13 protein-coding genes, 1 tRNA gene and 1 riboswitch are annotated in these 14,919 nt (G+C 28.2%); of the genes, 6 read left to right on the top strand and 8 right to left on the bottom strand.

Features of this window, described 5'->3' with window-relative positions; translation table 11 throughout:
• Positions 1 to 416: 416 nt before the first annotated feature.
• Together Q0V24_RS01680 and Q0V24_RS01675 are read right to left on the bottom strand one after the other, a co-directional pair.
• Positions 417 to 992, bottom strand: a complete 576-nt coding sequence (locus Q0V24_RS01680) for an STM3941 family protein (RefSeq protein ID WP_297518021.1) — start codon at positions 990 to 992, stop codon at positions 417 to 419.
• A gap of 279 nt (positions 993 to 1,271) precedes the next feature.
• Positions 1,272 to 1,347, bottom strand: a tRNA-Trp gene (locus Q0V24_RS01675).
• Between the two features lie 219 nt (positions 1,348 to 1,566).
• On the opposite strand from Q0V24_RS01675, the gene tsaE reads away from it, so the two are divergent.
• The 4 genes from tsaE (at position 1,567) to Q0V24_RS01655 (ending at position 4,158) form a co-directional block, all read left to right on the top strand.
• Entirely contained in the window at positions 1,567 to 2,031 is a 465-nt protein-coding gene (tsaE, locus tag Q0V24_RS01670; RefSeq protein ID WP_297518019.1) for a tRNA (adenosine(37)-N6)-threonylcarbamoyltransferase complex ATPase subunit type 1 TsaE, read from the top strand.
• Positions 2,025 to 2,726 (top strand): tRNA (adenosine(37)-N6)-threonylcarbamoyltransferase complex dimerization subunit type 1 TsaB, encoded by a 702-nt coding sequence (gene tsaB, locus Q0V24_RS01665; RefSeq protein ID WP_297518016.1) that lies wholly within the window; start codon positions 2,025 to 2,027, stop codon positions 2,724 to 2,726. Before tsaE ends, tsaB begins: the two co-directional genes overlap by 7 nt.
• The gene (rimI, locus tag Q0V24_RS01660) at positions 2,727 to 3,185 is read left to right on the top strand and encodes a ribosomal protein S18-alanine N-acetyltransferase (RefSeq protein ID WP_297518013.1); all 459 of its coding nucleotides are present in this window, start codon (positions 2,727 to 2,729) and stop codon (positions 3,183 to 3,185) included.
• 241 nt (positions 3,186 to 3,426) lie between these two features.
• On the top strand, positions 3,427 to 4,158 hold the full coding sequence (locus Q0V24_RS01655; RefSeq protein WP_297518009.1) for a DUF3592 domain-containing protein: 732 nt from the start codon (positions 3,427 to 3,429) through the stop codon (positions 4,156 to 4,158).
• 41 nt (positions 4,159 to 4,199) lie between these two features.
• Here the strand turns inward: Q0V24_RS01655 and Q0V24_RS01650 are convergent, their stop codons facing one another.
• Positions 4,200 to 6,434, bottom strand: a complete 2,235-nt coding sequence (locus Q0V24_RS01650) for a hypothetical protein (RefSeq protein ID WP_297518006.1) — start codon at positions 6,432 to 6,434, stop codon at positions 4,200 to 4,202.
• A 369-nt stretch (positions 6,435 to 6,803) separates the two neighbouring features.
• Here Q0V24_RS01650 and Q0V24_RS01645 point away from each other — a divergent pair, with 369 nt between their 5' ends.
• Positions 6,804 to 7,505, top strand: coding sequence for a DUF3592 domain-containing protein (locus Q0V24_RS01645; protein WP_297518005.1), 702 nt, complete (start codon positions 6,804 to 6,806; stop codon positions 7,503 to 7,505).
• Between the two features lie 105 nt (positions 7,506 to 7,610).
• On the opposite strand, the gene Q0V24_RS01640 is transcribed toward Q0V24_RS01645, so the two are convergent.
• From Q0V24_RS01640 to Q0V24_RS01625, 4 genes are all read right to left on the bottom strand, one after another.
• Positions 7,611 to 8,480 (bottom strand): hypothetical protein, encoded by an 870-nt coding sequence (locus Q0V24_RS01640; protein WP_297518002.1) that lies wholly within the window; start codon positions 8,478 to 8,480, stop codon positions 7,611 to 7,613.
• A 32-nt stretch (positions 8,481 to 8,512) separates the two neighbouring features.
• Entirely contained in the window at positions 8,513 to 10,588 is a 2,076-nt protein-coding gene (locus tag Q0V24_RS01635) for a hypothetical protein (protein ID WP_297518000.1), read from the bottom strand.
• A 204-nt stretch (positions 10,589 to 10,792) separates the two neighbouring features.
• Positions 10,793 to 11,377, bottom strand: coding sequence for a CDP-alcohol phosphatidyltransferase family protein (locus Q0V24_RS01630; protein ID WP_297517997.1), 585 nt, complete (start codon positions 11,375 to 11,377; stop codon positions 10,793 to 10,795).
• Between the two features lie 11 nt (positions 11,378 to 11,388).
• Positions 11,389 to 12,039, bottom strand: coding sequence for a TVP38/TMEM64 family protein (locus tag Q0V24_RS01625; protein WP_297517995.1), 651 nt, complete (start codon positions 12,037 to 12,039; stop codon positions 11,389 to 11,391).
• A 312-nt stretch (positions 12,040 to 12,351) separates the two neighbouring features.
• Between Q0V24_RS01625 and Q0V24_RS01620 the strand changes: the two genes are divergently transcribed.
• Entirely contained in the window at positions 12,352 to 13,773 is a 1,422-nt protein-coding gene (locus Q0V24_RS01620) for an FAD-dependent oxidoreductase (RefSeq protein ID WP_297518196.1), read from the top strand.
• A gap of 61 nt (positions 13,774 to 13,834) precedes the next feature.
• On the opposite strand, the gene Q0V24_RS01615 is transcribed toward Q0V24_RS01620, so the two are convergent.
• Entirely contained in the window at positions 13,835 to 14,449 is a 615-nt protein-coding gene (locus Q0V24_RS01615) for an ECF transporter S component (protein ID WP_297517992.1), read from the bottom strand.
• 160 nt (positions 14,450 to 14,609) lie between these two features.
• Positions 14,610 to 14,727: riboswitch (FMN riboswitch) on the bottom strand.
• Positions 14,728 to 14,919 lie beyond the last annotated feature (192 nt).

Genomic DNA, 14,919 nt, shown 5'->3' with positions numbered 1-14,919 from the left:
GCTTAGTCTTTGATTGAATTTTCATTTGTGATCTTTTTAAATCATAACTCTAATTTTCTCGCCGAAACTTAATCACGTCGCTTCACTCCAGTTTGTCACTTCGAATCCTTGACTCGTTGTTTCAAATCGAACTATATTCCCGTAATGGTACTCCAAGACTGTTATCCAGTTCTTTTCTTGAAATTATTGTCTTTCTTTTGAGTTCTGGATTATATGCATTTCACATAATATATTCCCTCCTTGGGCTTTGGTTTGAATTCTGTAGGACGGTGAGAAGTTTTTGTTTCTCTCCCTCCTACACTAATATCTTACCCGCATATGAAAATATAATTCATGGTAATTTAAGCCAATAAAAAAAGCACTTATATAATCTACTACATATCTCTATATAGCCTTTATATAAATGCTCTAATAGTCTAATTCTTCTTTACTTTTTCTTCTACTAAATTTAAAATTTCATTGTATTGATCTCCAAGAAAAGTTTTAGTAAACATAAATTCTCCACCAGTTCTTTTCTGATTATACTTATAAAGCAAACTTCTCATTATAGATAAATTTCTTTTATAATCACAATCATCTTTTAACTCTAAAACAATACTTAATGTTCCTCTAAACTTTTTTTCTTTATATGATTTAATACAGTTCCACTTAACAATAGTGTTACCTGCTAGTCCTTTAGATAAAATCTCATCATCTTCAAAAACTAAAAAGGGGTCATTATTAAGAATTTTATTTGTAAGCTTAATTAAAAATATAAATAAAAACATTATTGTTATCCCAGCAATAAATATTATTGCCATGTTCACCAATAAGTCAGCACTTCTATAATCAACAGTAATAAATCTAAATTCTTTATATATAAACCAAGAAAATAAAACTATTATACCTACTGATATCATACACATTTTTTTGAATTCATCTGCTTCTTTATAAACCCTAATATCGGCCATTACAATCCCACCTTTTGTACAAATATTATCAATATTTTTCATTTTTTACAAACAAAGATAGTTTTCACTTATAGGATTTGTAACGTTTTCTAATTGGAAAATGATAAGGAAATTTATAATTTACTTACATATTGTTAAAACCTACTTAATATACAATATGTATATTAAAAATATGTAGTAAAACCTTAATTAAGTTATTTTATGTTTCATTTTGAAAGCAGCCTGTACGTTAGGGCTGCTTTTATTTTTATATCCTAATACTTGATAGTCTAAAAAATTGCATAAAAAAAAGAAGATTTAGAAATTCTAAATCTTCTTAGTTGGCAGGGACAGTAGGACTCGAACCTACAACCAATGGTTTTGGAGACCACTACTCTACCAATTGAGCCATGCCCCTATAGTTTTTGCTTGCCACCCGCTTGGTGACTACATATGTTATTATATACACATAATAAACAAAAAGCAAGTCCTTTTTCAAAGTTTTTTTATTTTTTTTCAAAAAAACTTATTTTGATAACCTAAAAACATAGAAAACATCACCTTTCCTCTTTTAATTTCTACTAATATTGTATAGAATATTAGCAGAAGTATTAATTTACGAAGGGAGATGAACATTATGGAATTTATAGTTAACACACTAAAAGATACAATGAGTATTGGAAAACAACTTGGAAAACTTGCTAGCAAAGGAGATATTATCTGTTTAACAGGTGATCTTGGAACTGGTAAAACTCATATGAGTAAAGGTATAGCAGAAGGTCTTGGCATTGCAGAGCATATAACAAGTCCTACTTTTAATATAGTAAATGAATATCACAGTGGAAGATTAACTTTGTATCACTTTGATGTATATAGAGTTAATGATCCAGATGAGATATATGCAATAGGTTTTGATGAATATATATTTGGTGAAGGTGTTAGTCTTATAGAATGGGCTAACTATATTGAGGAGCTTATCCCAAATGAGTATCTTTACATAAATATAAAGAAAATACCTGAAAAAGGTGAAAACTTCAGAAAAATTACTATTGAATCTTATGGTTCTAAATATGATTACGCAAAGGAGATCTCAGTATGTTAGTTTTAAGTGTTGATTCTTCATCTGCAACAGCAACTTGTGCTTTAGTTAAAGATGATCAAATACTTGGTGAAATAAATTTAAATAGCAAAAGAGAACATTCAGTTATAATAATGGATCTTATAGAAGAAATTTTAAATAGATACAAACTTAATATAAATGATGTTGATGCTTTTGCAGTATCAGAAGGTCCTGGTTCATTCACAGGTCTTAGAATTGGAATGGCTACAATAAAAGGTATGGCTTTTAGTACAAAGAAACCTTGTATATCAATTTCTACTCTTGATACACTTGCTTATAATGTAGTTAACTTTGATGGGATAATCTGTCCTATCATAGATGCATTAAGAGATAATGTATATTCTAATCTTTATAAAAATATTGATGGAAAACTTACAGCTATATCAGAAGCTGAATGTTTATCACTTACAGAGCTTATAGAAGATTTAAATAAAAGAGATGAAAAAGTTATATTTGTTGGTGATGGTGTTGCAAAGCACAGAGAAAGAATTACAGGCGAAGTTTCAAAAGCTATATTTGCTCCACTTAACTGCCTATACCCTAAAGCCTCATCACTTGGGGAAATTGCAATAGATAGACTAAATAAGGGAATAACAAGCCCACTTAATGAGTTTGCTCCTGTTTATCTTAGAAAATCACAAGCTGAAACAGAATATGAAAAGAGAATGGGTATATAGATGTTAGAAACTAGATTAATGAAAAAAGCAGATATTTCTGATGTCCTTACAATAACTAACTCTTGTTTTAAAGGTAATGAGGGTTGGGATGCTGACTCTTTTGAAACTGAACTTATAAACCACCTTGCACACTGCTTAGTACTACTAGATGATAATAAAATCTGTGGCTTTGCAAATGTATGGATAGTTGCAGGTGAGGCAAATATTAATAGCTTTGCTATTGATGAAAACCTTAGAGGAAAAGGTCTTGGAAGTGCTCTTTTGCAAGGTCTTTTAGAATACTGCGTAGAAAATAGAACGAATGAGATAACTCTAGAAGTTAGAGAATCAAATATCCCTGCTCAAAATCTTTATAAAAAGCATAGTTTTAATGTTGATGGAGAAAGAAAAAATTACTACTCTAGCAATGGTGAAACTGCTGTACTTATGAGTAATAGAGATATTAAGGCATCACTTTAGAAAGTACCATTTTGGTGCTTTCTTTTTTTAGGTACTTTGAAGTTCTCTTGCAAGTTTATCATTTTTTTCGCACTCTAAATATTTTTTGAATAAACAAGCATTTTTTTGTAATTTTCATTACTTTTATTTAATCTAAAGGTTTTTATTTTTTCTCTTTTCATTTTTAAGCAAACTTGAAAACCTAAGATTTGTAGACTATCATCAATTATCAAATATTTTATATAAAAAGGAAATTAAAACTATGTCAGAAAATAATTTAAATAAACAAACAGATAAAGAACCCAAAGTACTAAATAAATATGTTGGTATATTGATATTACTTCTAGTGCTAGGACTTGTATTTTATGCTTTTGTTTTACCTCTTATCACAGGGACTTCAAGTTTGATAAATAGAACTTATATTTCCTCTACAGGTAAAATAGCCACTGCAACTATAGAGTCATACGAAAAGATTCCTCATACTAGAAAAGGTGGGAATGTGACTTATACTTACATCCCAAAATTAATATTTAATATAGATGGCTATACTATTTCATCTTCATCAGATTTTAATGAAGTTTCAGAAACTCTTGGCCCTATAGGAAGTACAGTTTCTATAAGATATGATGCAAGTAATCCTACTAAATGTGTTATTACAAATTCAAACTTTAATAACAATGCTTTATATCAATATTTCTTCTTTGGAATATTTATAGGATTCTTTGTAGTATCAAAAATAATTGATAGGAAATCTAAAAAATATGAAACAACAAGTAAAGTTAAAGGCTTACTTAGACTTTGTATTATAACTGCTTTACTTTTAGCAATCCTAATAGGATTTATAGTTTGGGAAGCTATAACAGGACAACTAACTGCTGCTAGTAATATTGTTGTAAGTATCCTAATTCTAATATTTATAGGTATTGATATTAAACTTTTAAATAAACTTGTAAAACTTTATATTAGAAATACTTCAAGAAATTATTTAGTATAAAAAATGAGGAAATTACTATTCAAAGTAATTTCCTCATTTTTCTATGATATTACATTTATGTTAGCTCCAACTGATGGGTCTTGAGTTAAATCTGTTACTGGTGCAATATTACCATAACCACCTGCTTCATTCACATCAAAAACATAATATTTTTTTGCTAATTTATCATGAATAAATACAAGTCTATAAAGGAAGTTTCCATCCTTAATTTGAACTGGCCCTACTGTAATTGTTGAACTACTAGCTGCTCCTATTTTAGGTAGTATTACCTCACCAGCATAATTTTGTACAACTGATGATGGCATCTCCATATTTAAAACTCTTAAATCATAAGCTCCTTCTTTTAAATTAACTAATTCTTTATCTACTAAAATTTGCTCAAAAGCTTTTTGAACTGCTTTTTGTAAATTTGGATCATTAATTGTATATACATAAGGTGCTACTCTACCTAAGAATCCATTTACTCCTGAAACACCTGTTACTCCCCAATCTGTAAGTTCCCCCTCATCCATACTTAAATTTTGAAGAACTTTTTCTGATGCTGGAATTTCAATGTGTGTTCCCCAATTATTATTTAAGTACTCCATAGCACTTTTACTTGTATAAGAATATTCCTTTGGAATAGTTAAAGTCCCATCATCATACTTTTTGATAAGTCCATAAACTCTTTCTTTGATATACGGATTAAAGTTTAAACAAGCTAAACCATTCTTCCCAAAAGTTGCATTTGTTGGATACTCACTTCTTTGAAGTATAGTCTTATAATTATTATTTCCACCTATACTTTGTTTTTGTGCCTCTATTGTATTAAAATCAGATGTTTGGCTATTACCAAGTGCTTCAAGCTGTGCACTTGTAAGATTTAACTTTTCATAATTATGAGCTATATCTTTATCTGAAATTGTAGGTGTAGCTACTTTATTTTGCTCATTCTTCTCACTATTACCAGAGAAGATATTTTCTAGCTTACTGCTATTATTATTGTTATTATTAGGTTCTATATTTTCTGTACTATTATTACTTTCATTATTAGTTTGATTACTTGTCCCACTTTGCTCAACCCTTTTATTACTTTGAATACTTCCCTTATATAAATTATCTTTTATAATCTGTATAACCTTTGCTTGTTCTCTAACCTCTTTATTATGAGTAATCCTTGCATAATAATTAGGTGCAATATGAGGTACTAAAAATACTGTAAGTGGGAATGATATTATCCATAAAATAAGCACCACTCTTTTTACTACAGTCAAGAAACCTGAATTTGATTTCTTTCTTTTATGTTCAAAATTCTCATCATAGTATTCAATCATATTTACAAGAATCCCATTAAATTCATCTAACTCATCATTTGAAATATTTTCACTTTGTATAATATAAAAAGCTTCTTTTTCTCCCGCTGAATTCTTAGTTGTAAAAAATACACCTTTTTTAGTTCTAAGAAGTTGTTCAATTTCATTTATCTTGAAAGTTCTAAACTCCATCCCCTCTTCAATAAATACTCTACTATCAAATATCTCATACTTTACTTTTATCTTCTGTGCACTAATTTTTTTCTTATACTTTTTCCCAACACTATTAATAAGCTTTATTCCCACAAATGCATAAATAACAATAATAGCAATAATACCTACAAGTCCTATATAAAATTCCTTATCTGCAAATGCACCCATATGATTAAATCCTAAAAAGCTTATAAAAATAGCTATTAATATACCAAAAACCAGATTTCCTAAACCTCTATTTATCTGTGCTTTATCAATATTTAAATCTGCTGTTGATTTAAAATCACAATACCTTTTCATGCTTATAGTATCCTCTATAATAATTTTATCAGTATTTGTATTTTTATCATTTCCACTCTCAAAAAAATCTATATTAGAATTCATAACGCTTGATTGCATATTAAACTTTGCACCCTCAAACTTATCCATAATTTCTGCTATAAATTCATTTCTTTCTCTATTCATAGCAAAAGCAAGTCTTGGTATTACTAATGGTTGAATAGGATTTACTATAATAATATCCTCATCATCAATAGCTATATCTTTTATGCTCTTATACTTTATAAGTCTTTCATACTGACCATCTATTATAACTAAAATATGCTTATCTCGAAGCTTTATCTCTCTTTCTTTCCCCTTAATTGCTGTACTTTCAATTCCTTTTAAAATAGCAAGTTTTTTTACTAAGCTCATTTTTGTTTTACTTACCTTTAAATACTTTTTAATATTGACCTTAGCAAGTCTTGTACTTGGTTTGTATTTTACCACCATAACAAATTCTCCTATATCATCTATAATTTCTAATCTCATCCTCATTATACGTAGTCTGTTATTTAAAACAAATTCTAGATTTTATCAGATTAGCAAAATTACTTATTAGTATTTTCAAAATAGCACATCAAACTATCTCCTAACTCATAAAGAGTTATCAAAAACTATATAAAGGAGTTATTTTTATATATTTAATTGAATTTTACATATTTTATTAATTTAAACTCATTTTAACTCTATTAATTTAGTCTTCTGCTAAAAATAATAGCTTTCTAATACTCTTTTCACTTTTTACCTTCCTTGAAAATATTGTCTGTCTATATTACTATCAACTAATAAAATATTTTTAATTTAAAGGAAGTAATACATATGGCTACTAACACAAATAATAAAAATAATGATAAAAAAGGTTCGCCTATTTTTTTAATACTTTTTTATGGATTTATTGTATTTTCTACACTTGGAGGAATATTTGGATTTATTAATAGATCAGAAATTCTTTTTACAGGACAAGAAACTACTGCAACTATAACTTCATTTCAATCAGTTGCTCATACAAACAAAGGGAATACTTCTTACACATATATTCCTGTTTTAGAATTTGATGCTTACGGACATAGAGTTTCAGTTGCATCTGATTTAAATGAAACTGATTCAAAACTTAATCAAATAGGTGCAACTCTACCTATAAAATTTGATAAAAGTAACCCAGCTAACGCTGTTATAAACACTAGTACTTATACATCTAGCATCTTTATAAGTTCATTATTTGATTTTCTTGTACCAGTTGTTTTAGGATTTTTTTATGCATTAAATATACTTGCAACAGATAAAAAAACTTCTAAAGAGATACCTTGGAAAAATAAAATGAAAGCTTGCTTTGGACTAACTGGCGCTGCAATAATTGGAATAGCTATTATCATAGATCAAACATTAAATATTAAACTTTCAGAATCACCTAATTTTATATTTTTAGGAATTGGAATAATTATTTTAATTGTTTATTTTGGTTTCATACTTAGCACAATAAAATCATATATAAATCAAACTACAGAAAACTATATATTCTAAAAAAACACGCAGAGAAATTTTCTCTGCGTGTTTTATATTATGAATTCAAACCTTGCTCATTTGTAACGCCCACTTCTTGTATATCACCATTCTCAAAATCTTTATTTAATTGTTTAAATGCTTTTTTACTGGTAAATTTAACTTGTGATAGTCTACTTTCCCATCTCCATAGTTTCTATTAGCTTCTTTATTCCCATCTATATTACTCACTACTGATGGCACCGTATTAGTATTATAAGGTTTAGATTTCTTTTCAATCTTATAATCATTAATTATAGGTTTTTCATTATAATCTATTTTACCTGTTTGTGTACTTAAATCTTTCTGAACCTTTGCAGCTTTTGCTTGTTCTGCTTTTAAGCTAGCTTCTGCATTTTGAACTCCTTTAACAAGAAACATTCCAATAACTCCAATAGCTAGGACAACTATACTAAAAATAATAAACTTAGTCCCAGGGCTTGCCTTATGTTTTTCTAAAGTTTCAGTATCAAATTTTATATTGCTCTTAATATCATCTTTTTTGCACTCTTCATTCTCTTCTTTTTCTTTTTTTATCTGCTCTGGACTCTTTATATACTCTACTTTCTCACCTATATTAAAACTTTCAAATTTCAATATAAGTTTATCTATAAAAGCTTCTTTTTCTTGCTCTTTAGCAATTGGAAACGCATACCTTGGAATAGATAATCCCTCGATATTATTTATTATAATTATATCTTCATCTTTTGCTGTAATTACAATTCCTTCAATCTCTATATACGGTATAAAAACTTCTTTTTCATTTATAATATTAACTCTTATCCCCGCATCCATAAGCTCTATTTCTTTTTCATTTAAAACTTGCGTGGTATTTCCATTCACACTTAAATCTACTTTCATAGATTTATATACTTCAACTCTTTCCTCACAAATTCTATTATATTGCTTGGCTTCTCTAATCCAATCTAACCAAACAGTTCTATATTTTATTATCATCAAAATCCCCCTAAGATTTTATCTTTTGTTAATTAATTTTCTAAATACGCTTGTCTAGTTGGTAGAGTAAATTGACCTATTGGCTCAACTGCTCCATTCTCATATACCTTCATATACTTATAAGTATCACCACTATTAAAACCAACTAATCTATATAACATATTAGCCTCTCCAACCTGTACTGCACCTACATTCATATTTTGTTTTCCTTCATAACTTGCTTGTCTTTCGCTTTGAGATTGAACTTTATTTATTACATACTCTCTAGTTTTTCTTATTGGCATTTCTTGATTTAATAAAACCAAATTATTAAACCCATTAGGCGCATTAGAAACTAGATACTCTGCCACAATTGACTGTAACATTGAAGATTCAAGTGCTGTTTTAATAGAACTATTTTGAATAACTGGTATATACTCAAGCCCTCCTATTAACTGGTCTTTTGCTATTTGCATGTTCCTAGAAAGCAAATTATTTTCAACCATATTTCCACTCATAAGAACCCATAATGAACTTGGAATTGTAAGCTGACCACCACCACTACTTTTTATTTTTGCCATAGCTTGCGCTTTAGTAAAAACATACTCACTTGGCATTGTGATATCTCCATTTAGATATTTATTAACTGAGTCACTAAATTCCTTTTTTGCTAATTTATTTATAGTGCTGTAATCATCACTTTCTTTAAATAAATTTGGATTAACAATTGCATTGCTTGTTTCTGGCAATGTATATCCATCATTATTTGCAATAGGATTAGAGTAGTTTATTTTTGATGCACCTCCACTATTCTCGCCTTGATAATTATTTGAATTACCTTCATTATTTGTATTGTTTGTATCACTTTGATTTTCATTGCCCTGATTATTATCAGAACTAGAATCATTTTGATTACTCATATCATTTTTTGGTACCGACTTTCCACTATTTATAATTGCTAAAGCCTGTTCTTTTGACCTTATAACATTCTCTTTGCTAATCTTTTGATAATAACTTGGCATATAACTTGATACATATAAAATTGTTATAGGATAAGCCACTACCATACAAACAATTGCTAAACTAAAAATTACTTTTAATCCTTTAGTCTCAACCTTTCTATTTTTATATTTATCAAACTGCTTATCATAATAAGTAACCATATTAGTAATAATACTTAAAAATTCATTATTTTTTGCTACGTCCATCTCACTTTTCTTTGGAAGTATAAATGTTTCACACTCACCATCAGAATTTTTAGTACTAAAAACTATCCCTTTTTCTGTTTTAAGATAACTTGTTATCTCTCCTACTTTATACTTAAACTGCTCTCTTCCCTCATCAATTAAAATCATACCTTCAAATATTTCAATTTTTAATCTAACTATATTTACCTGTAAGCCTTTCTCTATTTGATGCTTACCACTAAAGAATAAAAGATAAGCAACAAAAATATAATATAAGCCTAATACAATTCCTATCCCTGTACTAATACTTATAAACTCTTTTACACTAAAGGCTCCCATATAATTTAAAGCTAAAATCACAAAAAGCCCAATAAGCCCAAGAGCCACAAATATCTTTGCAATATATCTTTTTACCTTTTCCTTATATGTTTTTCTTTTTGCATAAACTTTTAAATTTACATACTCTTTTTTCTCAATTGAATATATAGAAGTAAAATCTGCATCTTTTTCTACTCTTCCATCACCCTCAACAAACAAATCTATACTTGCATTCATAATATCTGACTGCATAGCAAGTTTTGCTGTTTCATAGTAATAATTTAAATCAGATATAAACTCATTTCTATCCATCAAACTTGTAAAAGCATACTTTGGAATAAGTAATGGTTTAATATCATTTACTATGATAATATCATCCTCATCAATAATAATATTTTGAATACTTCTATACTTTATTATTACTTCTTTTTCATTTCCAACTCTTACTACTACTTTTCTATCATTGATTGAAATAGACTTTTCATCTATTTTTTTTGCAACTCCTATAGTGCTAATTGCAAACTTAAACCTTCTTAGTATTCCAAATTTTTGCCCACTAGCCTTAAAATACTTTTTAGCATTTCTTTTTATAAACCTTGGATTTGGTACATATCTTATATTCATTTAAAATCTCCTAATTATCTTTTTGAAATATAACTCTCATTATAAAGTCTATATATTTAAAAACAAACATAAAAGATTATCAAAAAACTTGTAAACTTACCCTAGTATTAGAAAAGCAATATTTAAAATGACAAAATGTTTACAACTATTTGTTTGAAGGCATAAAAAAAAGTTAATATCCTAATTTAGGACATTAACCTTTTTTTAGCTTAATAACTTGTAAGCCTCATAAAATCTTTGCATAGCTGTTATAAATATTAATCCTGCAAAAACAAAAGCTATAACAGTTAAATGACTAGTAAATAATATCATAACTGAGAATAATATAAAGGCTTCCGTTCTTTCAACTAACCCTGCTTGGTACCTAAAAGTTTTAATACCATCATTTTGTGATAAAGCACCTACTGTTAAAAATATAGTCATTGAAAGAATTATTGAAAAAGCTAAAAGCAGTAAACTTAAAAGACTATCTGTAAATTTAAGCCCAAGTGCAAATATAATGCCTATTTCAACTATCCTATCAAATGTAATATCCATAAGTGTTCCAAACAAGGAACTATGCTTTGTTTTTCTAGCCACCGCACCATCAACTGCATCTAAAGCACCTGATATCCAAAGTAAAATGACTGCTAAAATATAGTACTGAAAATAAATTAAAACACTTGATAAAAGTCCAACTATAAGTGCAAATACCGTAACATTATTCGCTGTAAATTTGAGCTTAATAAATATAGTAGCAATAAAGTCTATTATAAAATCAACATTTCTTCTTCCTCTTGTATCTAACATGTTGCACCGCCTTATTTGTAATATTTTTTCTTAACCATTCCAATTATTAAAATCACTGAAATTAATACCATCATACCAATAAATGCATACTTTAATGATCCTGTAAAAAACTCACCAAGTGCTGCAAACGCTATAGTTCCTGGAATCTGTCCAATAGCTGTTCCTAAAATAAAGTCTTTAAAACTCATAGATGTAACACCTGCTAAATAACTTGTCCATTCATATGGTACAAATGGTAGTAATCTTGCTATAAGAATTGATTTAAATCCTTCATTACCTAAAAAGTTATCAAGTTTACTAAGCTTACCTTTTGAGCTTATTTTTTTTATAACATCACGGCCTAAGTATCTTGCTATTAAAAAGCAAACTCCAGCCCCAATTGTATATCCAACCCAAGTAATCATAGCTGAATATTCCCATCCATATATACTTGTCGTTGCAAATACAACTAAAAAGCTTGGTATAACTATTGTAACTGCTGCAAGTATACAAATAAGTATTACAATAAGTGGTCCTAATACTCCAAAGGATAAAACATACCTCTTCATATTTTCTGCCGTAATAACTTTTGCTAGATTTATATTTTCTTTATATCCTATAAAAACTAAAATTAAAATTATTGCTATTATTAATGATATTACTATCTTTTTTTTATTTTTCATAATACTCCTTTACTTGTTTTTTATTTTTTATTTTTTATTTTTCAGTAATCCGCCTAATTTTTTTGCTTATTCATTTGCTTTAAATAATTCTTTATTATTCCAAAAAAAAATTATATTATACATAATATATTCAAAATACTTTTTAAATTCACATTCTTCTGATAGTCTAAGAAAAAAACAAAATTGAAATACCAAGCAAATTTATTAGGACCCTACTTTCTTCTTAATTTTCATTAAGTCTTTCCTTCTACTTTGTTTATTTGTAATTTATTATTGTTTTGCTAAATTTTATATAAAGGATGTGTATTTTTGATGAACTATAATTATGATTTTATCGTTATCGGTGCTGGTAGTGCTGGTCTTTCAGTTGCTTCTGGAGCTGCTGGTATGGGGGCTAAAGTACTACTAATAGAAAAAAATAAAATGGGGGGAGATTGCTTAAACACTGGGTGCGTGCCTAGTAAAGCATTTTTAAAATTTTCACATAATATAAAAGAATTAGAGAAAATGAATAGACTTGGAATGAATTTTGAGTTAAATGAAATTAATTTTCAAGCTGTAATGCAACATGTATCTAATTCAATAAACCAAATTGCTCCTAAGGACTCAGAAAAGAGATATACTTCACTAGGTGTAAATGTTGTTCGTGGTAGTGCTGTGCTTCAAGATAAGCACACTATTAAACTTAATAACAAAACTTATACAGGTAAGAACATTGTTATAGCTACAGGTTCTAGACCATTTTTACCTGAAATCCCAGGTTTAAACGCAGAAGATGTTCTAACATCTGAAAATGTTTTTGAATTAAAAGTTCAACCAAAAAAATTATTAATCTTAGGTGGTGGACCTATCGGTCTTGAACTTGGACAAGGTTTTGCAAAACTTAAAACTGAAGTCTCTGTTGTAGATAGAACTTCTTCTTTATTTAAAAATGATGACCCAGAAGTTTCTGCTATACTTAAAGATACTTTAGAAAAAGATGGAATTAACTTCTACTTTGATTCACAAATTTTAGAGGTAACTAAAAATAATGATGGTTATGATGTTCTAATATCACAAAAAGGGGAAAATGTTAGTATATACGTTGATAAAATTCTTATATCTTCTGGAAGAAAACCTAATATTGAAGGTTTAGGTCTAGAAAATGCAGGTGTTAAAACAAATGAAAGAGGTTATATTCAAACAGACCTTAAAATGAAAACTAGTGTTAAAAATATCTATGCGTGTGGAGATATAAGTGGACACTTTGGATTTACACACATGGCTGGGTATGAAGCTGGTGTTGTTTTAAGAAATGCTATTTTCAAATTCCCTTATAAAGCTGATTATTCTAAAGTTGCATGGACTACTTACACTTCACCAGAAGTTGCCCATACAGGTTTAACTGAACAAATGGCTAAAAGTGCTAATAAATTTGGAAGTAAATTACTTGTTAAATTTGATAACTCTGATAGATTTATCATAGAGGCTGAAACTGAAGGATTCTTAAAAGTTATATTAGATCAGAAAAATGTAGTTGTAGGTGCAACTATTGTTAGTGATAATTCATCTGAGTTAATACATACTCTAAGTATTTTAATTGCTAAAAAACTTAAAGTTAGTGAATTACTTAATCTTGTAGTTCCATATCCAATGCGTGGTGACATTCTTAAGGAACTTGCATTTATGAAATCAAGAGAGATGTTAACTCCATTTAATAAATCACTTATAAAAAATGTATTTTTAAAATTATAATTCAAAAGGGCAACATTTTATTTTTTAATAAAATGTTGCCCTGCTTTTATATTCTTCTTTATTAACTTACTTTTTTATCACTTGTTTCAATTTTCTTTCTTACTAAATCCTTTGCTGTAAGCATTGGTTGTACCTTAAATATAGTAGTTGATAGTTTCTTATATAAAACTAAAGTAATACCTGAATTTAAAATAGCTTTTAGTCCATTTATAGGTACAAGTCCTACAAATATATAAGTCATAAGCTGACTACTACTCATCTTCATACCGAATAAAGGTAATAAAATATAAACATTAGCAAGTATTCCTACTATTATAATTGAAATAGTTCCTACTATCATACCAATTATAGCTGATTTTCTTGTTTTAGTTTTGTGGTAAATCAATGATGCTGGTACTATAAATGAAACTCCGATTAAAAAGTTTGCAAGCTCTCCAACTCCACCTGTTGATGTACCTCTAAACATAATAAATATAATATTTTTAAGAAGCTCTATTACAATTCCTGCAACTGGTCCAAAAGCAAATGCCCCCATAAGTGCTGGCATATCGCTTATATCAATTTTAAGCCAAGGAAACGCTGGTACTACAGGAAATTCAAACATCATTAAGATGAATGCAATTGCACTAAGTATCGCTATTTTGATATAAATGTTTAGTTTTTTGTTTGTGTTCATTATCTTTCCTCCTAATACTATACTTCTTAGGCTATAAGTATCGTTTTTGCTTTATATTTGAATCATCAAATATAGTATGTCCATTTTTTATAAAATAAATAAAAAGCCCCTAGCACAAAGTTATGCCAGGGTATCGTGAACAAAGCAATAAAAAGATTGCTTATACCTTCTTTCATCCAGACTATACTGTCGGTTTTGGAATTACACCAAATCATGCTATTTCTAGCGCGTGGACTATAACCACCGGTGGGGACTTACACCCCGCCCTGAAGATATTAAATTATTGAACTTACTTATATTATATAATTTTTATTTTAAAAACTCAATATATTTTCCAAAATTTAAAAGTATATTTTATATATTCTTTTAACTAATCCTTTCTTCATATATTTCCTCACCTTTTAAATTACAAATAAATTAAATATTTTCCAAAATTATACTTATTAAGAGTTTTTTAGATTATAATAATT

This window comes from uncultured Clostridium sp. (assembly GCF_947039605.1).
Classification (GTDB): domain Bacteria; phylum Bacillota; class Clostridia; order Clostridiales; family Clostridiaceae; genus Sarcina.
Note: the sequence above shows the minus strand (reverse complement) of the source record. Positions and strands in the feature narration are given on the sequence as shown.